Genomic DNA, 20,793 nt, shown 5'->3' with positions numbered 1-20,793 from the left:
AGCGGCCCAAGCCCGCCCTCACACGACGGGGCCAGCGCACATCAGATACATCAGCGCCCTGTCCCTCAAGCAGTACTTGTCAGACACGACCTAGGACCCGCCGGACTCAGGCGGCCACGAAGCGGATCGCCACCGTGTCACCGCCGAGGATCACGAAGTCGCCGTTCTCGCACCGGAGTACGGCCTCGCGCACCTCGCCGTACTCGTCGCGCCGCTCCTGCGTGCCGACGACCGTCCATGCCCCGCCGTACGGAGGGGGAGGCAGCCGGCTCAGCTGTTCGAACTGCCACTGGCCCGCGGGCACACACCAGTCGGGGAGGCCGGGCCAGGCCCCGGAGGTGATGCTCAGCGTGTGGTCGGAGGCGCAGGTCAGCAGCACCGACTGCCCGCCTTCCAGCACGAATTCGACGGCTTCGGGCTCCCCCGCGCGACCCTCGGGCCGGTAGAACAGGCCGTGGACGGCGATGATCCGCGCGCCCGTGAGCCAGTCGGCCTTACCGTGGCGCGGCCGGCCGGCCGGCGGGCTGATCTCTCCGCCGGGCTTTTCCCTTCCCACCGACATGACCTGCTCCTTCGTTGTGCGCTCAACCACCAGGGTCGCACTACTCATGGGTAGGACGGAGGGGCAGGTGATGCCGTTGCATCCGGGGCCTGTGAAGCCGCCCTCAGCGTAGGGCCGTCGGGGCGTTTTCCGGCTTCCGTGCCTCGATCAGGAAGCGGGCGCTGTGCGCGACGAACGGGCCCTCCTCCTCGATCTGCCGGTGGAGGGAGCGCAGTTGCGGCAGATAGGCGTCGACGGTGAACCCCGGAACCATCCAGATGACCTTGCGCAGGAAGTAGACGACCGCGCCGATGTCGAGGAACTCGACGCGCAGCCGCTCGGAGCGCAGGTCCGTCACCTCCAGTCCGGCGGTCTCCGCTTCCTCCCGCGCGCGCCGCGGATCGCGGGCGGCGCGCTGCTCGGGCGAGAGCGGGCCGAGGAAGTACTCGACGAGTTCGAACACGCTCTCCCGGCCGACCTGCTGGGAGAAGTACGTGCCTCCGGGGGCCAGGACCCGGGCGATCTCGTCCCACCAGGTCCGCACCGGATGCCGGCTGACGACCAGGTCGAAGGCCCGGTCGGCGAAGGGCAGCGGCGGCTCGTCGGAGTCCGCGACGACCGCGGCGCCGCGCGGATGCAGCAGGGCCGTGGCGCGGGCGACGTTCGGCGGCCAGGACTCGGTGGCCACGGTGAGAGGTGCCAGCACGGGTGCGGAGGCGAGCACCTCCCCTCCCCCGGTCTGGATGTCGAGCGCCGCCCCGGCCCGTGCCAGCCGGTCCGCCATGGCGCGCGCGTACCCCCAGGAGGGACGCTGCTCCGTGGCCCGCCCGTCGAGCCATGAGAAGTCCCAGCCGTCGACGGAGACGGCATCGGCCTCCGCGACGAGGGTGTCGAAGCGCTTGTCGGAGGCGGAGGGGACGAAGGGAGAGGACGATCCGGTCATACCGGAAGGGTGTCAGCCCGCCGGGGTCCGGCGCGACCGGATATTCCGTACGTCCGTGCACGGGGTGAAGCTCGTACGGGCCGGCGTCAGGGGCTGTCCCGTGATCCCTGGCGGGACAGCCCCTAGGCAGCGAGTCCCCCGAACAGCAGGCCGGTCAGGGCGCCGGCGATCATGAAGGGGCCGAACGGGATGCCTGTCTTGCGCCCGGCGCGTCGCACCAGCATCAGCCCCGCCCCGTACAGCGCGCCGAACAGGAACCCGGCGAAGCCGCCCACGCAGAGCGCCGCCCAGCCGTACCAGCCGAGTGCCACGCCGAGCGCGAGGGCGAGCTTCACGTCCCCGAAGCCCATGCCGGCCGGGTTGATCAGGAACAGCAGGAAGTAGAAGCCGCCGAGCGCCGTTCCGCCGAGCAGCGCCGATGTCCAGGACCCGCCGTGCTCGGGCAGCAGGGCAACCCCGCCCAGGAGTACGGCGGCGGCACCGGCCAGCGGCAGCGTGAGCGTGTCGGGGAGCCGGTGGACGCGGCGGTCGATGACGGCGAGGAGCACGGCGACGGGCGCCAGCAGCACCCAGACGGCGGCCTCGGGGCGGGTCCCGGTGGCCGCGGCGAGGGCCGCGCAGGCGAGCACGGTGACCACGGGCGCGAGCACGCCGGGGGCGTAGCGGTCCCGTACGGACGGTGCAGGCGGCCCCGGAGCGCCGCCTGCCGGGAGTGAGGGGACGGCCACGGCGCACGCCGCGCATCTCGTCGGGCCGAGCCACCCACGGGCGGGCCCCGTGAGCGCGTGCCCGGCGGGGCAGGCGTCCCTCCAGGGCTCCTCGGGCTCGACGGAGAAGCGGTACGCGGCGCGCGGGAGCAGCAGCCCGGCGGCGGCTCCCCAGAGAGCGGCGACCGCAATCAGAGTGGCTTCCACGGATCCGACCCTAATCCGCCCCGCGCGGCGGGGTCTTGGGCCCGGGGGCCCACAGCGCGCCGTTCCGGACCCACATCCGGGGCGGGACGGCTACGGTCGGTCCCCATGGGGAGATGGCGTGACGGCAGCGGGACACTGGTGGTCGGGACGGGCCCGGGGGCGCGGGAGGTGCCGCTGCGCGTCGCCGCCTCGTACCGGGCGCGGACGCGTGGACTGCTCGGCGTCGACGGCGTCGAGGGCGCGCTGCTGATCACCCCGTGCGGGGGTGTGCACACCTTCCGGATGCGGTTCGCCATCGACGTGGCGTACCTGGACCGGAAGCTGGACGTGCTGGCGGTCCGCACGATGGAGCCGGGCCGGCTCGGTCTGCCCAGGCTCCGCGCCCGCCATGTGGTGGAGGCGGAGGCCGGGGCGATGGAGCGGTGGGGCCTGCGGCCCGGGACGCGGGTGCGGGTATCCGTATCCGCTACGGAAGTTTCGCCGCCTGCGCGGTGACGAGCGCGGCCGGGATCTCCGGTGCGGTCCCGCCGAGGAAGTTCGCCGCGTAGAAGGTGACGACCGTCGACCCGGTGCGTACGAGCTGGAAGACGAGCGGGACCCCGACCCCCTCCAGGTCGCCCGTCACCTGGTAGGCGAAGGACTCCTGGCCGGCCTCGGGCGCCGGCAGCGTCCTGACCTCGGTGTAGGTGGACGGCCCGTCCTCGCTCGTCGTACGGAACCCGCCCGCGCAGGCCCCTACGGCTTCGCGGACCGAGCGCAGCAGCTCCTGCGCACCGCCCTTCGGGTGCGAGGTGAGGATCTCGGTGACGATGGTCCGGCCGTCCTTCCCCTCCTCGGCCGGGCCCGTCGCCGTACGGAAGACGGTGGCGGCCGGGGCGGGTTCGGGAGAGCCGTTGATGATCGCGGCGATCGGCCGGCATGCCTCGGTCCCGGCCTTCTCCGTGCCACGCTCGTCGGTGCCCTCCAGGGGCGCGACCTCGTAGCCCTTCACCTCGCCCGTGGTGAGGGCCACCTTCGCGAGCTCGGCCTCGCTGAGGGTCCTGCCCTCGCCGGCGGGCGGGGCTGAGGAGCCGGCCCCGGGCGTGGCGGTGGAGGAGGACTCGGGGGTCTGCGGGGCGGCTGCCTTCCTGCCGGCGCCCTTGTCCTCGTCCTCGCCGCCGTCCGGACCGCAGCCGGCGGCCGCCAGGCAGAGGACGAGCGCGCCCGCCGCCACGACAGTGGTCCGTACCCTCATCGCTCACCGCTCCTGGCCGCCGGACACCGGATCAGCACGCTAGCAACCGGGGTGCCCCCGACGCGTGGGTCCGTGGGCCCAACTCACGGCGGCCCCGGCCCCAGCAGCGTCCATGCCCCGTACGCGGCGGAGCCGGCGGCGAGCACGGCGACGACGGTGCCCGTGCGCGCCGTACGCAGTCCGGCCAGTGCGACGGCCGGCGGCAGGAGCAGGGGGAACGCGGGCATCATCAGCCGCGGGCGTGAGCCGAAGTAGCCGGAGCCGATGAGCGAGATGACGACGGTCGCGATGCCGTACACCAGCACCGGGAGCGGCTGTCGCTGCCGTACGCAGAGGAACACCAGCCACCCGAGCAGTCCCAGGGCGGCGCAGAGCCCGAGCGCGGCGGGCAGCGGCAGTCCGGCGATGAACACGGCCAGTGCCCGGCCGCCGTCGATGCTGTTGCCCCACTGCGCCTGGACGTCGAAGTACGCGAACGGGCTGCCCTCCCGCACGGCGACGAACACCACGTAGGCCAGCCATCCCAGCGGTGCCAGGCAGACCCCCAGCAGCATGCGCGCGTTCCGGCGTGCCAGCCCTCGCCGTTCCCCGGCCCGCCACTCCCGTACGAGGACGACGGCGGCGCCGATCACGAGCGCCGCGATGAGCGCGGCGGCCGATGGCCTGGTCAGCCCGGCGAGCACGCACAGCGCGCCCGCCGCGATCCAGCGGCCTCTGAGCGCGGCGTACAGCGACCAGGCGGCGAGCGCGGTGAACAGGGTCTCGGTGTACGCCATCGACTGGACGAACGCCGTCGGGTAGGCGCCCCAGAGCGCGGCCAGGACCACGCCGGTCCGACGCCCGTACAGCCGCGCTCCGACGGCGAAGACGCCCCAGGCGGCGATGAGCCCCGCCACCCAGGCGACGGCGATCCCGGCGCCCTGGACGGTGAACGGGGTGACCGCGGCGAGGGCCCGTTCCAGGGCCGGCAGGAGCGGGAAGAAGGCCAGGTCGGGGTGGACGCCGCCGTCGGGGAGGGTGACGGTGTAGCCGTAACCGTCCTGGGCGATCCGCTGGTACCAGACGGAGTCCCAGCGCCCGCCCAGCAGGTGCGGGGCGTCCTTGCCTGCGGCCGACGCCGACACCCAGAGGACGAGGAGCCCGACGGCCCTGACCGCCGCGTAGGCACCCAGAGCGGGTGCGGCGGCGGCGAGCAGGGCCGTGGCGCGGGGCCGGGTGCTGCGGGGTCCGGGCGCGTCCGGGCGGGCGCGCGTCTGCTGATCGGGCATGCGAACGATTATGAGCCCGGCGCAGTCGATGCCCGTCATCGTCGTCCGGCGCCGGTTCAGCAGCGGTTGAGGCTGCCGCCTTCGTAGGAGACGTTGTCGCCGGATATCCAGCCCTTGGTCTCAGTGCCCTCGACGCGCCCGTAGGCCCACACGTTGCCGTAGTAGTTCTCGATGGTGCACCACACGTACAGCTTGGTTCCCGTGCCGAACTTCTTCACGTTGGAACACTCCGCCGCAGGTCTGGTCTTGAGGTTGTACGAGCCGAGGAAGTAGCCCCAGGCGCTGGAGTTGTTCTGGTACGAGCGGTAGTCGCAGGGGCCTGCTGCCGAGGCCGCGGTGGCGCCGATGGTGGTGGCGCCACCGAAGAGCAGTGCCGTGACGGCGAAAGTCGTTCCGAGCCTCTTGGCAAGGTTCACGATGTTCCTCCCTGTAGGTGCCCATGACAATCCCCGGAATTCTGGGGTCGGGGGGCGCGCTCGGGACAGGGGGAATCCGGACAGCTTCCCAGGTCAGCTTGTCGGCGGCGGCCGGTCCGCCGTCCGGATGGGCTCAGCCGTGGGCACGCGTACGGCTTCCGTTTGCGGCCCGGCCCGGCGCCGTGGGGGGTGCGCCGGGACGGGCGTCGATCACCTGCGGCACAGACGCTAGGGGTACGGCGGCGTCCCGTCTTGGGCCCAGGGACCCAACTCGGGTCCTCTGTTCGGATCAGGCGTTGCCGATGTCCGCCAGGGACCCGGCCGCGGTGCGGCGGATCCTCTTCGTCCTGCCGTGCTCGGCCAGCAGCTCCAGGACGGGCCGGTGGCTCTCCGCGCGGCTCCCCGCCACCCGGAGCTGCAGCCAGTCAGACCAGGCGCCGACAGCTTCGCGGTCGCAGTCGGGGGCGCTCCGGTCCAGCGATTCGAGCACCGCCAGTTCCCGGGAGCGCCGTTCGGCGAAGTCCCGGACCTCGGGGTCCAGGGCGGCTGTCCAGCTGCTGTGGGCCGCGACGGGCGTCTTCTCCAGCATCAGGACCACGACGGCCGAGGCCAGCGGCCCGTCGGTCTCCGCACGCACGGCGTCCAGCAGGAGCGCGTGGGCCGCGGGCTGCTCCGCGGCCCGGCGGTAGAGCTCCCACCGGGCGTGGCCGTCCTCCCAGGTGGCCTCGCCCGGAGGCGTCGTACCCCCGTTCACCGCCGTGTCCAGGGCGGACAGACGTGCCGGCAGACCGTGCTCGGACTCAGCAGCCATTGTTCCTGTGCCGTTCCATCGATACCTGGATGTTCTTCCGGATCTTGGTGATGTTCCGGTTGACGATATCCCGCTGCTTGGGCGGCAGTTCCGGATCGCCCTTCAGCGGCTTCCCGTTCTGTCCGATACGGGTCTCGAACTTCCCCGGCCCCTTCACGTGCGCATGTGCCGGAGCGTGATCGTTGGAGTAGATCTGGATCGTCACACCGCCTTCGCTGACGATGGTGCCCACACCCGGGAAGTCCACGTTGTGCACGAGGACCGGCGAGTCACCTGCGACGACGTAGTACGTGTGCGGGCCGGTGACCGTCAGGTCGTGGGTGGTCCGCATCCGGACGAAGCGTGTGACCGACAGGACCGGGACGTCCCGCCCCTGGTCGGTCCGCAGTGTGCCGCCGGCGCTGATCTCACCCGCTCGCGCCCATCGCTTCTCGTCCGTGAGCCAGAAGGGGTGCGCGTCGGTCGCCGTGATCAGGGCCGAGCCGCCGTCGGCTGTCCGGATCCGGAGCGTGGTGAAGTGCTTGTCGTCGTGGGTGGTGATCGTGCCGGTCACCCTCCGGGCGCCGCTCACCCCGCTCTGCGGGTCCGTCGCCCGCACCAGGTCCCCGACCCCGACCGATTCGATCGGGGTCTGGGTACCGTCGGCCAGCAGCACGGGCGTACCCGGCAGGAAGCTGTGGGTGGGGCAGCTCTCCTCGGGCTTCGGCTCGTCCTTCTTCGGGTCGTCCTTCTTCGGGTCGTCCTTCTTCGGCGGGTCCTTCTTCTCGGCGTCGAGCTTCTTCTGCGCGTCGGCGAGCTTATTCTCGGCGTCCTTGACCTTCTTACGGTTCTTGACCAGGCCCTTCAGCCCGTCGTACAGGTCCCCGCCGTGCTTCTTGAGCGCCTGGATGAGCTTCGCGGCCTTCTTCCACTTCCACGGCGCGCCGTACTTCGCCGCGAGTTTCCCGACCGCGCCCCCGATCAGGCTGAGCAGCACATTGATCAGGGTCTCCGTGCAGGCGCCCATGTCGCCCTTGGTGATGCAGTCCAGGGCGTCGGTGATCCCCAGCTCCTCGGCGAGGATCTTCGCCAGCTCCTTCGCCGCTTCCAACGCCTTGTCGGAGCTGGTCCTCTCCGCCTTCTGGGCGTCCTGGAGCTCCTTCAGCGCGGCGTCGTAGTCGATCTGCGCCTGTGACCTGGGTGTGCCGTCGCCGGGCGTGCCGTCGCCGGGCGTGCCTTTGTCGTCGGACACGGGCTCACCGTCCCCGGGGGAATCCTGCGCCCCGGGGTCCCCTCCGTCACCACAGTCACCGACCCCGGTGACCCGGCACACCTGCGCGCTGATCTTGTCCGACAGCTCGGCGCCGATCCCCGTCGCCACCAGCGCACCGATGATCGCCGTGACGACCATGACCAGGCCGACGTACTCGATCGCACCCTGCCCACGCTGGCCCCGGCGCGCACGCCGCAGTCCCAGCAGATGCGCGCCGGTGCGCGGGGTTCTCCCCCGCGCCCAGCGGCGCAACCGACGCCGTACTTCCCCCGGACCTGTCATGCCTGTGACGCTAACCACCGTACCGAGCACCGGTCTTGGGCCCGCGGACCCAAACCTCCGCCACCCGCACCCAAAAGGACGCGGCACCCGCCGGGCGGGACCCCTCACCCCACCGATGGCCGGAATTGGGCCCGCCTTTGGGGCCCGGGGCCCAGGTCAGGCACGGCTCCCCGCCCTACATTCGCCCTCGACGACCAACAGGGCGGTGCCGGCGAGAGGGTGGACCGTGAGCGGCTGGGGAGACAGGGGCGCAGGCCACATACCGCCGGGCGCCACCCACCGGCGGGGCGGCCGGCTCCTCCCCCTGAGCCGTAGCTGGGCGGCCGGCGCCCTCGTCCACGTCGTCACCGGGTTCCTGATGACGCGGGCACTCGTCGAGACCCTCGCGACCGACGACCGGCTCGAACAATTCTGCTGGCGCCTCGCATTGCTGCACCTGCCCGGCGTCCTGGTGACCGTCCTGACGGTCCTGGCCGCCGCCCGCGCCCTCCCCCCACCCCACCGGGAGTCCCACCCCCTCCGCCTCCTCGGCGCGCTCGCCGTCCCGGTCGCCGGGCTCGCGTACGGCTACGCGGTGGCGTGGGACGTCGTGGGGACCGAGGGCCTCCTGATGCCGGCCGTGGCCATGGCCACCGGGACCGCCGTCGGCCTGGCCCTGGACCGGCTGCTCGGCGACCGGGCCGCACCCCCGTCGGCGTACGGGCGCTCGTACGACTGGCGTGACGGCGGCGCCACGGCCACCGAGTACCTCGGCGTGATCGTCCTCGTCGTCGCACTGGTCGCCGCGCTCGCCCTGGCCGGGCTCGGGGGCCGGATCGGGGCGGGCATCCGTTGCGCCGTCAGCACGCTCACCGGGGACGGCCAGGGCTGCGCCCCGGGCGGGGACGGCACGGCGAAGCCGAAGACCGACGCCGACTACGAGCCCAAGCTCTGCCAGCTCTCCAGCGTCTCCGACACCGCCGGCGGCAAGGTGAAGATCGGCTGGTTCGAGTGGGGCGAGGAGTACGGCTTCCAGCAGAAGGTCTCCCAGGCCGGCACCGACGTGAACGGGGACGGAAAGGTCGACGAGAACGACAAGCTCGTCCACATGACGTTCACCGACGCCGCCTCCGCGGGCGTCACCGCCGGCACACCGGGCGTGAAGCTCGGCAGCCTGGGCAAGGCGGACATCGACATCGGCGGCGGCATCAAGATCACGAACGGCGACTCCTGGGTGTTCAGGAGCGAGGCGGACGCCCGGAGGATGCGGGACGACATCGAGGAAATGAAGATGTGGGAGACCTCGTTGAAGCACAGCGGCGGCTACGGCGGCGGCTGGTACTCCGGCATGAAGTGGGCCGAGAAGAAAGAGGACGTCGAGAAGAAGATCGGCGACAGGAAGATCTCGTACTCGACCCTCGGCATCAACGTCCACGCGGAGGGCGGCCTCTCCATCAAGGCGGGCGACGACACGAGGCTCGGCGCCAAGCTGGGCGGCAAGGCCAAGATCGCCCCGGACGTGACGATCACCAAGGACGACGTCAACGGCAACGAGTCGTACACCTACACCGCCAGGCTGGAGATCGAGGGCAAGGTGGGCGGCACCGCCGGCCCGCTGGGCACCACCGCCGGCGCGAAGGACACCCGTACCGGGGCTCTCACCGTCACCCGCGACCAGGAGTCCGGGAAGCTCGTACGGATCGACATGACGCAGACCGTGGAGAAGACCTCGACCTCCGACAGGGGCGAGCTCGGCGGCGACAACGGCCGGAAGGGCAGGGACAGGCGCGGCGGCAAGGGCAGCGTCACCGACTCCTCCGGGGAGACGGGCGTCGAGGTGCGGACGAACTCGATCGTCTTCGGCAAGGAGACCGACAAGGCCACCGAGGTCAAGCGGTCCGTCGCCGAGGAGTGGATCGACGGCTCCGGCGACAGCACCGCCCCGTTCGAGTACATGTTCGGCGACCATTCCCTGCAGGAGGCGCCCGCCGGGACCGACCCCTTCGACCAGCTGATGTATCAGGACGGCCTCTCCAGCACGTTGCGGTACACCGGCGAGTCGGACGCCCAGGAGTTCGGCTTCGAGGTGTCGCTGGGTATGAGCCTCGGCTTCTCGCTCTCCGACGAGCACAAGGAGGAGACGCTGACGGACGCCCGGTTCCTCGGCGCTCCCCAGGACGGCAAGCGGACGTATCTCCCGTACAGCTACTGCGCGCAGTGAACGACACGAAGAGGCGATGACGTTGACGTCGACGAGGTCCAGGACGCTCGGTGCGGCCACCACCGCCACCCTCACGCTGACACTGCTCGGCGGCTGCGGCGGCGGGAACGCCGCAACGATCCCGGACGGCTGGGCCACGCTCGACACCAAGAGCGTGTCCGTCGGCTACCCGGAGGACGAGGGGTACGACCCCCAGCCGGCGGCCGAGCGCGGCAGGGCCAACGCCGCGGTCGCCCTCAAGGAGGAGAAGGGGGTGCGCACCGGCATGGTCTCCGTCCAGCTGGACTTCGCCACCGGCGTCAGCGACGCCGGCGAGGCGGCCGCAGCGGCGGGCGCCGGCATCGGCCTCGGGGCGACCCGCAAGGAGACCCGGGACGTACGGCTCGCGGGCGCGGAGAGCGCCCGCGACGCCCGCAGGATCGACTACGAGTTCACCTCGACGGGCGAGGAGTCGACACCGCCGAAGGGAACGCGGATGACCGGCGTCGTCGTGACCGGCGTCGACTCGAGGGGCACCCCCTTCGCCATCCGCCTCAACGCGATGAAGAGCTGGCTGCCCCCGGCAGGCCTGGACACCTTCACCCACTCAATCACGGTGAAGTAAGCCGGTCGTCGGGAAGTCACGGACACCCATACCGGACATACGCGACGCCCATCCGTCCACAACTTCCCATCGACTCCCCCGGTTTTACGTCAGTCGAGGCAGAACTCGTTGCCTTCGATGTCCTCCATCCAGAGGCACGACTCGTTGTACTCGTCAGCGACCAGCAGACGCACCCGCTTCGCGCCGAGCGGGATCAGTCGCGCGCACTCGGCCTCGAGTGCGGCCAGACGTTCTCCACCCACGAGCCCGGTGCCGACCCGGACGTCGAGGTGCACCCGGTTCTTGACGACCTTGCCTTCGGGAACGCGCTGGAAGTACATGCGCGGACCGACACCCGTGGGGTCCATGCAGACGAACCCTGCCCCCTGGCGCTCGGGGGGCAGCGTGCGCTCGTACGCCTCCCACGTCGCGAACCCCTCCGGGGGCGGCGGTACGACGTATCCCAGCACCTCGCACCAGAAGCGGGCGACGCGCTCGGGCTCCGCGCAGTCGAAGGTGATCTGGACCTGCTTGATCGTCGGCATCGGATCACCATAGGGGCGAGGTCTTTCGTAGTCCACGGACTTTCCCCTGGCTGAGTCGCGGCGCATGCGGCCGAGTCGCGGCGCATGCGGCCGGTGACTACGGCATCGGGTGCGGGCGCAGGACCATGAGGGGGCCTTCCGAGGCTGCCACCATGGCGAAGGGGAACCGGTCGACCTCGACGCAGAGCGCCACGTCGTCGGGATGGACTCCTTGGCGCACCCCGTTGGCCAGTTCGGCGGCGGCGCGCGACCCGGCGGCGCGGCGGACGTACTCGGCGGCATCCGTCCCGGCCTCAGTGGTTCTCCGGGCGATGTACTGAGCACACGCCAGGTCCTCATCGGCCTGCCCGTCCTCGCCGGTGACCACGAACGTGACGCTGTCGCTCTTCCGCGCCCGCAGGAGCTGAGCCGTGGCCTCCGCCACGACGAAGCCGGCGCACAGCACCAGCGAGGCGTCCTGGACGGCGAGGGCGCCGACCGTCCCCGCCGTGGTCTTCTGCACGACGGTCCGTCCGCCGAGGTCGAGGGACCGCAACAGGCCGGGCGAGTTGACGGCGTCGAAACCGGGCGCGGGCGGACCGTCCTTGATCGCCACCCAGTCCGGGTGGCGCGCCTTGAGCGCCAGGGCTTCGTCGAGCGATCCGGCGAGAACGATCTCCTCCGCTCCCTGGGCGAAGGCCCACGCGGCCACGGTGTAGGCCCGCATGACGTCCACCACGACCGCGACGGAAGGGACTTCGGTCAGATCATCGATGCCGAGGAAGCGAGTGTCCATGCCGGCCATGATCGCGCACCCGCCCCGCATCGTCGGCGCCCGGCCCGTGCTGTGTGGCACATGCTGCGCGGCCCGTACTGCGCGTCCGGTTATCCACAGGCCCGCGCGGCATTCCGCGGTGCGAGGCATCCTCGTCTCCTTGACGTACTCGCCCTCGGGCGAGGGAGGTCGCCGAGATCGCCGTGAACTGAGCGGCGGAGTATCCATGGAGTTAGCCGGATGACGGGGAACCTTCAGCACTTCACCCAGCAGGGCATCCTGCTCACCCGTGAGGCGGTCGCGGCCGGTGGCGCTTCACGGCAGTTGAGCCGGTCACTCGTCTCGGAGGGCTGGCAGCGCGTCGTACGCGGAGCCTGGACGGCACCGGGCACAGAGCTGACGCCGTGGCTCAAGGCCCGCGCCGTGCAGATACTCCACCCCGGGCTCGTCCTCAGCCACCGGGCCGCCGCCTCACTCCACCGGATCGAACTGCTGCGGGACGCGATCGAGTTCACGGCCCCGGACAGCCCTGCCAGTCGGCGCCACGGGTTCATGGTGCATCGCGTGCCCCTCACCCCGGGGGAGATCTGCGTACGCGGTGGAATGCGGGCCACCACTCCCCTGCGTACGGTGCGCGACCTGCTCCTGGCCGGCCCGAGGGACGAGGCACTGGTCGCCGTGGACTCTGCCCTGGGCACGCGAGTGGTGCACGGTGCCCGCCGGGCACCCCTGGTCACGACCGCCCAACTGACCGCCGCCTGTGCGACGCATCCCACCCGCCGCCATCGCGCACCACGGGCGGCGGCCTGGCTCGCCCTGGCCGACCCGCAGAGCGGATCGCCCGCCGAGACGGTGGCGCGGCTGCGGATGCACGACGCCGGACTGCACCCGCTCAGCCAGGCGGAACTGCGGACACCCGCCGGCCGACTGATCCGGGCCGACTTCCTCTTCGTCGCGGAGGGCGTGGTGGTGGAGATCGAGGGCTACGCGTACCACGGCACTCGTGAGGCACACCGCCGCGACCTGGACCGCTTCAACGCGCTGAGCTCCTGCCCCGGGGTGCGCCTGATCCTCCGCTTCCCCGCCGAGACGGTGTTCCGCACCCCCCACCACATGATCGGCGAAATCCGCGCGGCCCTGGCGTCCCATCGCCCGGTCGGTGGGAAGTAGTGGACACCCATCCCGGACATTTGCGGCACTCATCCGTCCTCAACCTCCCATCGACCGAACGGACTCGGGCAGGAGGTGCCGCTCGGCGTCGCGCTGGAGCTGGTGCGGGGGCGCGTGGCGTCCTCGCCGTACGACGTGGAGGCCGCCGGGCACGACGTCCAGCGGCCGGGCGACGACGACTTCTGGGACGGCGTGCGCCGGGCGGTCGCCGCGCGCGAGGCCGGCCTCCTGGGGGAGATGTACGTCGAAGGCGCTTCCCGATGGCACCGCCTCAACCTCGACACCGTCGACTCGGTGCGTGCAGGACTCACCCCCCGCGCGCGGCTCGCCGTGTGGCCGGACCTGTCCTCCGACGTAGACGCGGTCCTCGCCACTCTCCCCGCCGAGGGCCTCGTCGAGTGCGTCTGGCAGGACAAGGACGGCCGGATCCACAGCGCGGTCGCCGACGAGGAGGACTTCCCGGCGCTGGCCCAGCGGGTCTCCGGGGCCGATGCGGCAGCGCTCCTGTCCGTGTACGCGGATGACCGGGTGCCGCTGTTCACTGCTGTCATGCCTGACAGCGACGGAGTGGTGCGAGCCCGATGGCAGACCGAGCCGACGCCGGCTGACCGCCGGTGGGCCTTCCTCACGTCGCTTCACCGAGGCGACATCGCGACCGGCCGGGTGACGTGCATAGCCAACTTCGGCATCTAATTGGACTGGTCGCTGGGAAGAAACGGACGGTCATAGCGGACATACGGGGCGCCTATCCGTCCGTAACCTCCCACCGACCGCCTGTGTCACCTCGGGAGGGTGGCCCATGACTTGATGCCCTGGTGCGGTGGGGGGCCGTCGGTTACGCCCCACTCGCCGCCCCAGTCGTCGACGACGGCCGACAGAAGCCAGAGGGCGTGGCGGCGTCGGGCTGAGCAGAGGGCGAGGGTGTCCGGGTCGGGATGGCGGGGGTGCTGGTCCCACAGGACGAGGCGGAGGGCGTCGGCGCGGTGGCGGAGGGAGAGGTAGAGGTCGCGGGCGGGGGTCAGGGCCGCGGTTACGGCGATGAGTTCGGTGACGGCGTGCGTCACCGGCCAGGCGAACGAGTGGAGCCCGTACGCCGCCAGAGAGGCGGCCACCGCGCGCCGACCGACCGCCGCGCTGCGGGGGTCGCCGGGCAGGGTGAGGCTGAGAACGAGCCCGGGGACGGGGAGGGGTCCCCTTGCGGGACAGAGGGCGGCGGGGGGTTGGGGCGGTGGCGCGTACGGGTGCATGACTGACTCCCTTGTCCGGCGTATGAGTTGACGGTCACCATCGCTGCGGGTGAGCTGTGGCCTGTCTCCCTGGCGCGGGCCTGCCCCTCCCAGGGCAGGAGGTGCGGGCAGGACCGCGCGATGCACTTCGGCTCGACGCAGTGTGTGCGGTGCGTCACTCAAAGTAGACCATGGGAGGCACTAGTGTCCTCACCCTGGAGGCAATTGCCTCCGTGCGGGTGGACTCGGTCTCCACCTCAGCGGCAGACTGTGCCTACCGTTGGAGGAAGAAGAGGCCCATGCCGAGCAGTTCCACACCTACCGAGCGGCAACGGCGTCTCGGCGCCGAGCTCCGGAAGATGCGCACCGCCGCCGAAGCGACGACCGCGTACGCAGCAGGCCTGCTGGGTGTCGACAGGACGAAGATCTCCAACATGGAGGTCGGCGTCCGGCCCGTAGCCCCGGAACGCGTCCGCACTCTCGCCTGCAACTTCGCATGCTCTGACGCTCGTTACGTTGATGCGCTTGTCGATATGGCCGAGCAACGCGAGCGTGGCTGGTGGGAGCAGTACCGGGGAACTCTGCCCTCGGGGCTGCTGGACATCGCCGAGCTGGAGTGGAACGCCGCACGCATCCGGACCGCGCAGACCGTGCATCTGCCGGGCCTCCTCCACACCGATGGGTACGCGCGTGCGGTGTTCGGTGCCGTACTGCCCGCACTGTCACGGTTGGAGATCGAGCTACGCGTGACCCACCGCATGGACAGACAACAGGTGCTGGACCGCAAGAACCCGGTTGACTACGTCGGCTTCGTTCACGAGGCTGCGCTCCGCATGCACTTCGGCGGCCGCGAGGTCATGCGGGAACAACTCGTACATCTCTGTGAGGCATCAGAGCGCACGAACATCGAGCTGCGAGTCATCCCCGTGGACCGGGGAGCGTTCCCCGGCGCGGGACACGCGCTCCTCTATGCGCACGGCGTCGTCCCTCAACTCGACACGGTGCAGCTGGATTCCGCACACGGTCCGGAGTTCATGCACGCCGAGGCGCAGCTCACCAAGTACCGGGCCCACCTGGACTGGATGGAGGAAGCTGCCTTGGGCGCAGCCGAGTCACGCGACTTCGTCCATGCCGTCGCACGTCAACTCTGAGGAGCCTCACCATGGCCGAGATCGACTGGGAAGAGCCCTACTGCGGTGAGGGAAACAATTGTTTCCGGCTCGGGACGGACGCTGAAGGCAACGCCTTCATCGCCGTTCTCGGCCAGGAGGATCGTTACCTCACCGACAGCCGCGAAGCCCTCCAGCAGATGATCCGGGACATCAAGGCCGGCAAGGCCGATCACCTGCTGTAGGCGACGCCCGCGTCCCCCTCGGCCGGGTGCCTGCGGCGGCTCAGGAGCTGCCAGGCGCCCAGGCCCAGGACCAGCACGGTCCCGGCGCCGATCCCGGCGAACCCGATCGCTCGCATCGTGAGGTTCTCGCCGCTGCCGGGGCCCGTGTCGCCGAGGCCGAAGCCTGCCGCTTCCGGGTCACCGTCGTACGGCGGGCCCGGCTGCGCCGTTCCCTTGCGGGTGACGTTCAAGGTCATGGGGACACCGCGGGGGACCTCCGGGTCGAGGGTCACCTGGACGTAGTACCAGCCCTGGAACCTCATCGCCGATTCCGCGGTCGACTCTCCCCCGAACCGGTTGGCGTAGGCGGCCGGGGCCGTGCCGAGATCGACGCCTGCGGGGGCACCGTTGTAGCCGATGCTCTTGTCTGAGACCGGGCCACGAGCCGTGTTGTACAGCGCGAGGCGCAGCCCGTTGACGGTGAAGGACGTGCCGTCCGCGGTGCCGTTGGCCAGCTGGGCCCGCAGGAAGAGCTGCTGGCCCCAGGCGACCGGCACCTTGTAGAAGCGGCTGTCCCCTGGCTGGAGGTCGTCCCGCCAGGTGCCCTCGTCGACGGCTGCCGCGTCGTTGAAACCCGTGCCGCCGCTCACCTTCTGCGGAGTGCCGTCGGGCGGGGACGGTGCCTCCGAGCTCCAGGACGTCGGCGCCTGGGGGGCGGTCGCACCGGGCTTGAGGCCGGGTTCCGCCATGAAGGTCAGCTCGATCGGCCACTCGGCTCCGCCGCCGGTCTTCGTACCCACCCGTGTCACGGTGTAGAGGTAGTCCCCGGCCTGCTGGCAGGCGCCGGTGTCATCCTTGATGCGACGCGACGCGTAGCCCGCGATCGGGCGGGTGGTGTCGTCCCCGAAGTACGCGGCCGGGCTCGAACCGCACGGTGTGCCGGTGGCCGAGGTCAGGGCGACCTGGATTCCGTCGAGGATGCCGCTGCCGGTGCCGGGGGGCGGGGCGAGCACCGTGGAGACGAACGCGTTGGAGGTGTCGTCCAGCCGGACCCGGTAGTACTTCTTCTGCCCCGGGCCGATGGTGTCCGAGTAGACCTTCGCCCGTTCCAGCCGGGGCCCGTCCGCGCTCGACTCCGTACCGGTGACGGGCACGGAGCCGTCGGCCGGCCCGTACGAGGCGGCACCGCTCCCCGGGGTGTCGTCCGCACGCGGGTGGGCGGCAGCGGGAGCCGTCAGAAGCAGTGCGCAGAGTGCTGCCGCCGCGCCGACGGCGGCACCGGCTCCTGGCCTCGACATCGATTCGCTCCTACCGTCCGGCATGGGCACCCACTGTAGGGGGCGCGTGCCGGGTGGCGGGCTGTGATCAGCCGGCCGGTGGGGTCATGGATCCGGTGGTCCGGCGGAGGGGTGACTTCGAGGTGCGGTCGGCCGCGAGGTAGACGGTGTCCACTCCGGCGGCACGGTCGTCCTTGAGGTGGAGGATCGTGGAGAAGCCCAGGCGGTCGAGGAGTTGGAGGTGGCCGGTGTTGGTGGACCACGTACGCAGCACTATCCACGGGGGCAGGGATGCCGGGAGGTCGAACAGCTCCTGGTAGAGGCCGCGCGCGATGCCGTGCCGCCGGTGGTCGTGGCGTACGGCGATGGTGCTCACGTACAGGCAGGGGCTCAGGTCGGCGAAGCGCGGGTCCCGGTGGTTGCTGCGGAAGGAGACGAAGCCGGCGGGCCGGTCCTCGTACCAGGCCATGATCAGGTCCTGCTGGAGCATCTCGTCCAGGTAGCCGTTGCCGGGATCCGCGTCCTCCGGCTCGCGCTCGCGCAGATCGGAGACGGCGGTGCCGCCGCGCAGGGTGAGCGGGGGTACGAAATCGCCGGCGACCTCCGCGAACATCTCCGTCAGCTCACGCAGCCGGTCGTCGGGGATCGCCCCTGGCCGGTACCACCCTGTGCTGATGTCGCTCACGCCACTCCTTCGCCGGGCCGGCTCGGGGCCGGCCCGCCGGGCCGCTCAGGGTCGTCGGCGCCGCGTCCTGAACCGTCGGCGCACACCGGTGAAATCTACTGCGAACAGGGCCCAGAAACCAAGCAAGGGGATCACCGTGGCCGCCACGTGGAGCAGGGTGAACCCGACATCGGTCAGAGAGGGGACGAGACTGGCTATGCCGGCGGCCGCCGAGATGGCGAACAGCACCTGCACGCGACGTAGTTCGGTCTCGTTGTTGAAGTCGGCCAGCTGGCGGGAGTGGTTCTCGAGCGCGTGCAGGAGGCCCATGGCGGTCTCCTTGTGCCTGCGGACCTTGAGATTCGCTTCCAGGTACTCCGCGACCCGGAGCAGTGCGGGGTCCTTGAGCATGACATCGAGGTTGTCGATCTCCGACAGGTCCTGCACGAGGGCGGTCTGGTTCGCGGACAGGACGTGGGCGCCCGCCAGCCGTCTGCCCGCGCCGCCCTGCTGTCCGCGCGGGTCATGGGCGTTGATCCACAACTGGCAGACGAACCACTGGGCGTGGACCAGGTTCAGCAGCGTGGTGACCGTCTCGGCGTCGACGGCTGTCGCGCCGGGCTGCGCCCTGATCACCGTCGACCATCCGGAGCTCGCTATCTCCAGCCCCCGGAATCCGAGCGGGGCGGCCAGTCCGTCCTCCGGAAGATCGGCGCCTCCGTCGGAGAGCCAGAGCAACTCCCGCACCCGTGCGTCGGGGAGGTCGTCGAGGTCTCCGATGAAGCACAGGCGGAAGTCGTGGAAGGAGTAGCAGAAGGGCCTGGGCTCGATGATGGCGGAAACCCCCGCACGCAGCGCCCGCACGGCGGATCCGTGCGCCTCGGAGTCGCTGGACCGCACACCGGGAGGGATACGGAGTTCCAGGTTCTCGCTGAGCGCGCGGCAGTGCTCGAGATAAGGCAGGTAGTCCCGGTTCTTCCACTCGACCAGGTCGTCGTAGAAGCGCTCGATCTCGGCCACGCCCTCGGTGAGGGTGAACATGTAGTCGACCGAGACCACACCGAGCCACGGATACATCCGCATCCGGCAGTCGAAGGACCACTTGGCCCCGGCGAGTACCGTCTCACCGCCGGGCAGGCTGCACGAGAGAACCGGTGCGTGTCCGGCAAGATACGATAAATTCCAGCTGCGTAGCATCGTCATGTCTACGTCCACGGAACCGTGCCGGGCCTCCATCACCGCCATCAGGCGCCTGGTGTCGGTGATGGTCCCGCCGAGGTCGTACTTGATGGGCACGAGAACCCTCAGCCCCGTCGTCGCACCGTGCGCATCCACGGAACCTCCCCCGATCCGGATCTCCCAGCCGCGCGCAGCGCAGAGGCACATCATACGACCGGCGGGCGGAGATCTCCTCAACTGGCGCCAGGGAACGGGGATTTGAGGCGGTGCGCTGTGTCGGCGGAGAGAGGAGGGGCGGTGGGTCCCTATGAGGCGCCGGCGCGCTGGAAGGTGACCTCGACGCGGCGATTCTTCTTACGGCCCTCTTCGGTCTTGTTGTCGGCGATCGGGTAGTCCTCCCCGTAGCCACGGATCTCGAAGGTCACGTTCGGGAGGCCCGGGGAGAGTACTCCTGACACGGCGTCGGCCCGCTGCTTGGAGAGGACGTCGCCGTGGGCGGAGGAGCCGAGGTCGTCGGTGAATCCGAAGACGCGGACCTTGGTCGCCTTCTGGTTCTTGATCTCCTGGGCGATCGCGTTGATGCGGGCGTTGGCCTCGCCACTCAGCTTGGCGCTGTCCTTGCCGAAGAGGACCTCGGCCTGGAGGGCGAAGGTGATGTCCACGTTGGTGTCCTCGCGGCGCTCCTCACCGCCCAGGTCCTCGACGACGGACTTGATGTCGAGCACGCGGATGTCCCCGAGGGTCGCGCCGTCCCCGAGCATCAGACCGGGCGAGTTCGCGTCGACCTCGACGGGCGGCGAGGCGGAGGGTACGGCCGTGGGGTTGTCGTCGGCCGTCGCGGAGGCGGCTCCCCAGAGCGTCGAGGTGCTGAGGACCACGGTGGCGGCGGCGCAAAGGGCGACGCGGCGGCGCAGGGCGCCCCGGGGGGCGCGGGGTGTGGGGGCGGGTGGTGGCTGCATGGTGGTCATCACCCGGAGATCTTGATCGTCGCGGTGGGCATGGTCGGGATTTGGAAGTCGACCTCGGCCGTGGTCTGCGGCGGGGCGGGGAACTGCGCGAAGAACGGTGCCTCGTCATCCGGCTGGATCGCTTCGAACTTCGTGCAGAGGCACCGGCCATCTGTGTCACGCAGGATCAGGTAGCGCTTCTTTCCTGCTTGGTCCACCAGAGTCGCGCCCGCCATGGACGCCCCGTTGCTCACGAGCTCCTGCTCAAGCCCCTGCCATCCGGGGGCGAACCAGATTTGATCCGAACCGTTCTTCACCCGCCCCTTGACCGTGATGAATCCACCGGACTCACGCTCGGCCGAGCTGACAGTGACCTCTACGCCGTCCTTGCCCTTGATCGTGGCCAGCACCTGGTCCTCGTCCGTCGCTTCGGGCTCCGGGGCCTCACTCTTCTGACTGTCGGAAGAAGTGGAGGCTTCCTTGGGCTTGCCCTCCGACTTGTCCGATCCTCCGTCCCCGCCACATGCCGTCAGCACGACAGCCATGGCTACAGAGGCGGCCGCCACAGCGGCCCCCTTGAAGCGAATCCGGGTCATGGCTGCACGCATCGGCGTGGTCCTCTCGATGTCGTTCATCACTTGTCGGCCAGGTGGACGGAGAACAGGTCTGCCAGGTCCGGCAGGAGTTCGAGGTTCTTGGGGTCGATGTCGAAGTCCAAGTCTTCGTCATCACAGACGGCTTTGTACGCCTTCCGCTCCTCGGACTCCTCCGTGTCGCCCTCGTCGTCGTCCGTCGGAGGGCTCGGCGCGGGACGTGTGTCCTCTTCGATGCGGCAGCGCGGCTCGATCACCGCTCGTGCGGTTGCCGTGGCTTTCTTCGTCGCCGTACTGGCGATCACCGAGTCGCCGACGGGCTTGTTCGTCTCGACCGTGACGATGTAAGAGAGCTCTGGCCAGTCCTCCGCGTAGCATCCCGGCCCGCTCAGGTGGGCATCGTTCTCGGCGGCAAGCCAGCCTGCCGCATCACACGACCCCGAGAGGGCTCCGTGCCCGCTCAGCAGGTCGTCCCACTCATCCAGGTCGAAGACGCCGGGCCAGCTCAGTTGGTCGCGCGCGTCCGTCGCCGCCGCGAGCGCGGCGGCATCTGCGGCGGTCTGGGCCTCGTTCTTCTTCATCGACGCCTGGCCGACAGCGAAGTACGCGAACGCAAGAAAGAGCAGGCCCGCCACCACCATGATGTAGATGGGGAAAGCCT

At 70.6% G+C, this 20,793-nt stretch carries 23 protein-coding genes and 1 pseudogene; 7 read left to right on the top strand and 17 right to left on the bottom strand.

Annotation, left to right across the window (positions count from 1 at the left end; genetic code table 11):
- Positions 1–106: 106 nt before the first annotated feature.
- From AB0P41_RS32890 to AB0P41_RS32880, 3 genes are all read right to left on the bottom strand, one after another.
- Complete coding sequence (locus AB0P41_RS32890) at positions 107–562, bottom strand: hypothetical protein (protein ID WP_356713099.1); 456 nt, start codon at positions 560–562, stop codon at positions 107–109.
- A gap of 103 nt (positions 563–665) precedes the next feature.
- Positions 666–1,484 carry a class I SAM-dependent methyltransferase gene (locus tag AB0P41_RS32885; protein ID WP_356713097.1) on the bottom strand — a complete coding sequence of 273 codons (819 nt, stop codon included), beginning with the start codon at positions 1,482–1,484 and terminating at the stop codon, positions 666–668.
- Between the two features lie 122 nt (positions 1,485–1,606).
- Positions 1,607–2,398 (bottom strand): A24 family peptidase, encoded by a 792-nt coding sequence (locus AB0P41_RS32880; protein ID WP_365935767.1) that lies wholly within the window; start codon positions 2,396–2,398, stop codon positions 1,607–1,609.
- Between the two features lie 105 nt (positions 2,399–2,503).
- On the opposite strand from AB0P41_RS32880, the gene AB0P41_RS32875 reads away from it, so the two are divergent.
- The gene (locus AB0P41_RS32875; protein ID WP_356713093.1) at positions 2,504–2,893 is read left to right on the top strand and encodes a DUF192 domain-containing protein; all 390 of its coding nucleotides are present in this window, start codon (positions 2,504–2,506) and stop codon (positions 2,891–2,893) included.
- Here AB0P41_RS32875 and AB0P41_RS32870 read toward each other — a convergent pair.
- The 5 genes from AB0P41_RS32870 to AB0P41_RS32850 all read right to left on the bottom strand — a co-directional run bounded on the left by AB0P41_RS32870 (position 2,865) and on the right by AB0P41_RS32850 (position 7,661).
- Entirely contained in the window at positions 2,865–3,632 is a 768-nt protein-coding gene (locus AB0P41_RS32870; RefSeq protein ID WP_365935765.1) for a hypothetical protein, read from the bottom strand. The two genes, AB0P41_RS32875 and AB0P41_RS32870, sit on opposite strands and share 29 nt — an antisense overlap.
- Before the next feature lie 83 nt (positions 3,633–3,715).
- Positions 3,716–4,900, bottom strand: a complete 1,185-nt coding sequence (locus AB0P41_RS32865) for a hypothetical protein (RefSeq protein ID WP_356713089.1) — start codon at positions 4,898–4,900, stop codon at positions 3,716–3,718.
- A 56-nt stretch (positions 4,901–4,956) separates the two neighbouring features.
- Positions 4,957–5,316 carry a hypothetical protein gene (locus tag AB0P41_RS32860; protein WP_365935763.1) on the bottom strand — a complete coding sequence of 120 codons (360 nt, stop codon included), beginning with the start codon at positions 5,314–5,316 and terminating at the stop codon, positions 4,957–4,959.
- 289 nt (positions 5,317–5,605) lie between these two features.
- A complete protein-coding gene (locus AB0P41_RS32855) occupies positions 5,606–6,127 on the bottom strand; it encodes a hypothetical protein (RefSeq protein ID WP_365935762.1) in 522 nt (173 codons plus the stop codon).
- On the bottom strand, positions 6,117–7,661 hold the full coding sequence (locus AB0P41_RS32850; protein WP_365935760.1) for a Hint domain-containing protein: 1,545 nt from the start codon (positions 7,659–7,661) through the stop codon (positions 6,117–6,119). Before AB0P41_RS32850 ends, AB0P41_RS32855 begins: the two co-directional genes overlap by 11 nt.
- A 226-nt stretch (positions 7,662–7,887) precedes the next feature.
- Between AB0P41_RS32850 and AB0P41_RS32845 the strand changes: the two genes are divergently transcribed.
- Both AB0P41_RS32845 and AB0P41_RS32840 read left to right on the top strand, forming a co-directional pair.
- Entirely contained in the window at positions 7,888–9,861 is a 1,974-nt protein-coding gene (locus tag AB0P41_RS32845; protein ID WP_365935759.1) for a hypothetical protein, read from the top strand.
- Between the two features lie 16 nt (positions 9,862–9,877).
- Entirely contained in the window at positions 9,878–10,465 is a 588-nt protein-coding gene (locus tag AB0P41_RS32840; RefSeq protein ID WP_365935757.1) for a hypothetical protein, read from the top strand.
- Positions 10,466–10,554: 89 nt separating this feature from the next.
- On the opposite strand, the gene AB0P41_RS32835 is transcribed toward AB0P41_RS32840, so the two are convergent.
- Together AB0P41_RS32835 and AB0P41_RS32830 are read right to left on the bottom strand one after the other, a co-directional pair.
- Positions 10,555–10,989, bottom strand: coding sequence for a VOC family protein (locus AB0P41_RS32835; RefSeq protein WP_365935755.1), 435 nt, complete (start codon positions 10,987–10,989; stop codon positions 10,555–10,557).
- Between the two features lie 97 nt (positions 10,990–11,086).
- Positions 11,087–11,764 carry a 2-phosphosulfolactate phosphatase gene (locus AB0P41_RS32830; RefSeq protein ID WP_365935753.1) on the bottom strand — a complete coding sequence of 226 codons (678 nt, stop codon included), beginning with the start codon at positions 11,762–11,764 and terminating at the stop codon, positions 11,087–11,089.
- A 219-nt stretch (positions 11,765–11,983) separates the two neighbouring features.
- On the opposite strand from AB0P41_RS32830, the gene AB0P41_RS32825 reads away from it, so the two are divergent.
- On the top strand, positions 11,984–12,913 hold the full coding sequence (locus AB0P41_RS32825; RefSeq protein ID WP_365935752.1) for a hypothetical protein: 930 nt from the start codon (positions 11,984–11,986) through the stop codon (positions 12,911–12,913).
- A 75-nt stretch (positions 12,914–12,988) separates the two neighbouring features.
- Complete coding sequence (locus tag AB0P41_RS32820; RefSeq protein ID WP_365935750.1) at positions 12,989–13,606, top strand: hypothetical protein; 618 nt, start codon at positions 12,989–12,991, stop codon at positions 13,604–13,606.
- 86 nt (positions 13,607–13,692) lie between these two features.
- On the opposite strand, the gene AB0P41_RS32815 is transcribed toward AB0P41_RS32820, so the two are convergent.
- Positions 13,693–14,025, bottom strand: coding sequence for a hypothetical protein (locus AB0P41_RS32815; protein ID WP_365935748.1), 333 nt, complete (start codon positions 14,023–14,025; stop codon positions 13,693–13,695).
- Between the two features lie 413 nt (positions 14,026–14,438).
- Between AB0P41_RS32815 and AB0P41_RS32810 the strand changes: the two genes are divergently transcribed.
- Positions 14,439–15,290: a DUF5753 domain-containing protein gene (locus AB0P41_RS32810; RefSeq protein ID WP_356713067.1), complete on the top strand. Its 852-nt coding sequence runs from the start codon at positions 14,439–14,441 to the stop codon at positions 15,288–15,290.
- An 11-nt stretch (positions 15,291–15,301) separates the two neighbouring features.
- Complete coding sequence (locus tag AB0P41_RS32805; protein ID WP_356713065.1) at positions 15,302–15,493, top strand: hypothetical protein; 192 nt, start codon at positions 15,302–15,304, stop codon at positions 15,491–15,493.
- On the opposite strand, the gene AB0P41_RS32800 is transcribed toward AB0P41_RS32805, so the two are convergent.
- From AB0P41_RS32800 to AB0P41_RS32775, 6 genes and pseudogenes are all read right to left on the bottom strand, one after another.
- Positions 15,481–16,770, bottom strand: coding sequence for a hypothetical protein (locus AB0P41_RS32800; RefSeq protein WP_356713063.1), 1,290 nt, complete (start codon positions 16,768–16,770; stop codon positions 15,481–15,483). The genes AB0P41_RS32805 and AB0P41_RS32800 overlap by 13 nt on opposite strands.
- Before the next feature lie 67 nt (positions 16,771–16,837).
- Complete coding sequence (locus tag AB0P41_RS32795) at positions 16,838–17,434, bottom strand: GNAT family N-acetyltransferase (RefSeq protein ID WP_356713061.1); 597 nt, start codon at positions 17,432–17,434, stop codon at positions 16,838–16,840.
- A 45-nt stretch (positions 17,435–17,479) separates the two neighbouring features.
- Positions 17,480–18,748 (bottom strand): hypothetical protein, encoded by a 1,269-nt coding sequence (locus AB0P41_RS32790; protein ID WP_365935746.1) that lies wholly within the window; start codon positions 18,746–18,748, stop codon positions 17,480–17,482.
- Between the two features lie 149 nt (positions 18,749–18,897).
- Positions 18,898–19,551: an OmpA family protein gene (locus AB0P41_RS32785; protein ID WP_356713146.1), complete on the bottom strand. Its 654-nt coding sequence runs from the start codon at positions 19,549–19,551 to the stop codon at positions 18,898–18,900.
- A gap of 8 nt (positions 19,552–19,559) precedes the next feature.
- Positions 19,560–20,174 (bottom strand): hypothetical protein, encoded by a 615-nt coding sequence (locus AB0P41_RS32780; RefSeq protein WP_365935745.1) that lies wholly within the window; start codon positions 20,172–20,174, stop codon positions 19,560–19,562.
- Positions 20,174–20,785 (bottom strand): annotated as a pseudogene (locus AB0P41_RS32775) (pilus assembly protein TadG-related protein); the annotation flags it as partial. The gene AB0P41_RS32780 and the pseudogene AB0P41_RS32775, both read right to left, overlap by 1 nt.
- Positions 20,786–20,793: the final 8 nt, after the last annotated feature.

Origin of the sequence: Streptomyces sp. NPDC079167 (assembly GCF_040686735.1) — a bacterium.
GTDB lineage: Bacteria > Actinomycetota > Actinomycetes > Streptomycetales > Streptomycetaceae > Streptomyces.
Note: the sequence above shows the minus strand (reverse complement) of the source record. Positions and strands in the feature narration are given on the sequence as shown.

What these genes read in the sequence shown, in the direction of transcription:
- AB0P41_RS32890 (WP_356713099.1), bottom strand. Translation starts at nt 562, where the DNA reads ATGTCGGTGGGAAGGGAAAAGCCCGGCGGAGAGATCAGCCCGCCGGCC.
- AB0P41_RS32885 (WP_356713097.1), bottom strand. Translation starts at nt 1,484, where the DNA reads ATGACCGGATCGTCCTCTCCCTTCGTCCCCTCCGCCTCCGACAAGCGC.
- AB0P41_RS32875 (WP_356713093.1), top strand. Translation starts at nt 2,504, where the DNA reads ATGGGGAGATGGCGTGACGGCAGCGGGACACTGGTGGTCGGGACGGGC.
- AB0P41_RS32870 (WP_365935765.1), bottom strand. Translation starts at nt 3,632, where the DNA reads ATGAGGGTACGGACCACTGTCGTGGCGGCGGGCGCGCTCGTCCTCTGC.
- AB0P41_RS32865 (WP_356713089.1), bottom strand. Translation starts at nt 4,900, where the DNA reads ATGCCCGATCAGCAGACGCGCGCCCGCCCGGACGCGCCCGGACCCCGC.
- AB0P41_RS32855 (WP_365935762.1), bottom strand. Translation starts at nt 6,127, where the DNA reads ATGGCTGCTGAGTCCGAGCACGGTCTGCCGGCACGTCTGTCCGCCCTG.
- AB0P41_RS32850 (WP_365935760.1), bottom strand. Translation starts at nt 7,661, where the DNA reads ATGACAGGTCCGGGGGAAGTACGGCGTCGGTTGCGCCGCTGGGCGCGG.
- AB0P41_RS32840 (WP_365935757.1), top strand. Translation starts at nt 9,878, where the DNA reads ATGACGTTGACGTCGACGAGGTCCAGGACGCTCGGTGCGGCCACCACC.
- AB0P41_RS32835 (WP_365935755.1), bottom strand. Translation starts at nt 10,989, where the DNA reads ATGCCGACGATCAAGCAGGTCCAGATCACCTTCGACTGCGCGGAGCCC.
- AB0P41_RS32830 (WP_365935753.1), bottom strand. Translation starts at nt 11,764, where the DNA reads ATGGACACTCGCTTCCTCGGCATCGATGATCTGACCGAAGTCCCTTCC.
- AB0P41_RS32825 (WP_365935752.1), top strand. Translation starts at nt 11,984, where the DNA reads ATGACGGGGAACCTTCAGCACTTCACCCAGCAGGGCATCCTGCTCACC.
- AB0P41_RS32810 (WP_356713067.1), top strand. Translation starts at nt 14,439, where the DNA reads ATGCCGAGCAGTTCCACACCTACCGAGCGGCAACGGCGTCTCGGCGCC.
- AB0P41_RS32805 (WP_356713065.1), top strand. Translation starts at nt 15,302, where the DNA reads ATGGCCGAGATCGACTGGGAAGAGCCCTACTGCGGTGAGGGAAACAAT.
- AB0P41_RS32800 (WP_356713063.1), bottom strand. Translation starts at nt 16,770, where the DNA reads ATGTCGAGGCCAGGAGCCGGTGCCGCCGTCGGCGCGGCGGCAGCACTC.
- AB0P41_RS32785 (WP_356713146.1), bottom strand. Translation starts at nt 19,551, where the DNA reads ATGCAGCCACCACCCGCCCCCACACCCCGCGCCCCCCGGGGCGCCCTG.
- AB0P41_RS32780 (WP_365935745.1), bottom strand. Translation starts at nt 20,174, where the DNA reads ATGAACGACATCGAGAGGACCACGCCGATGCGTGCAGCCATGACCCGG.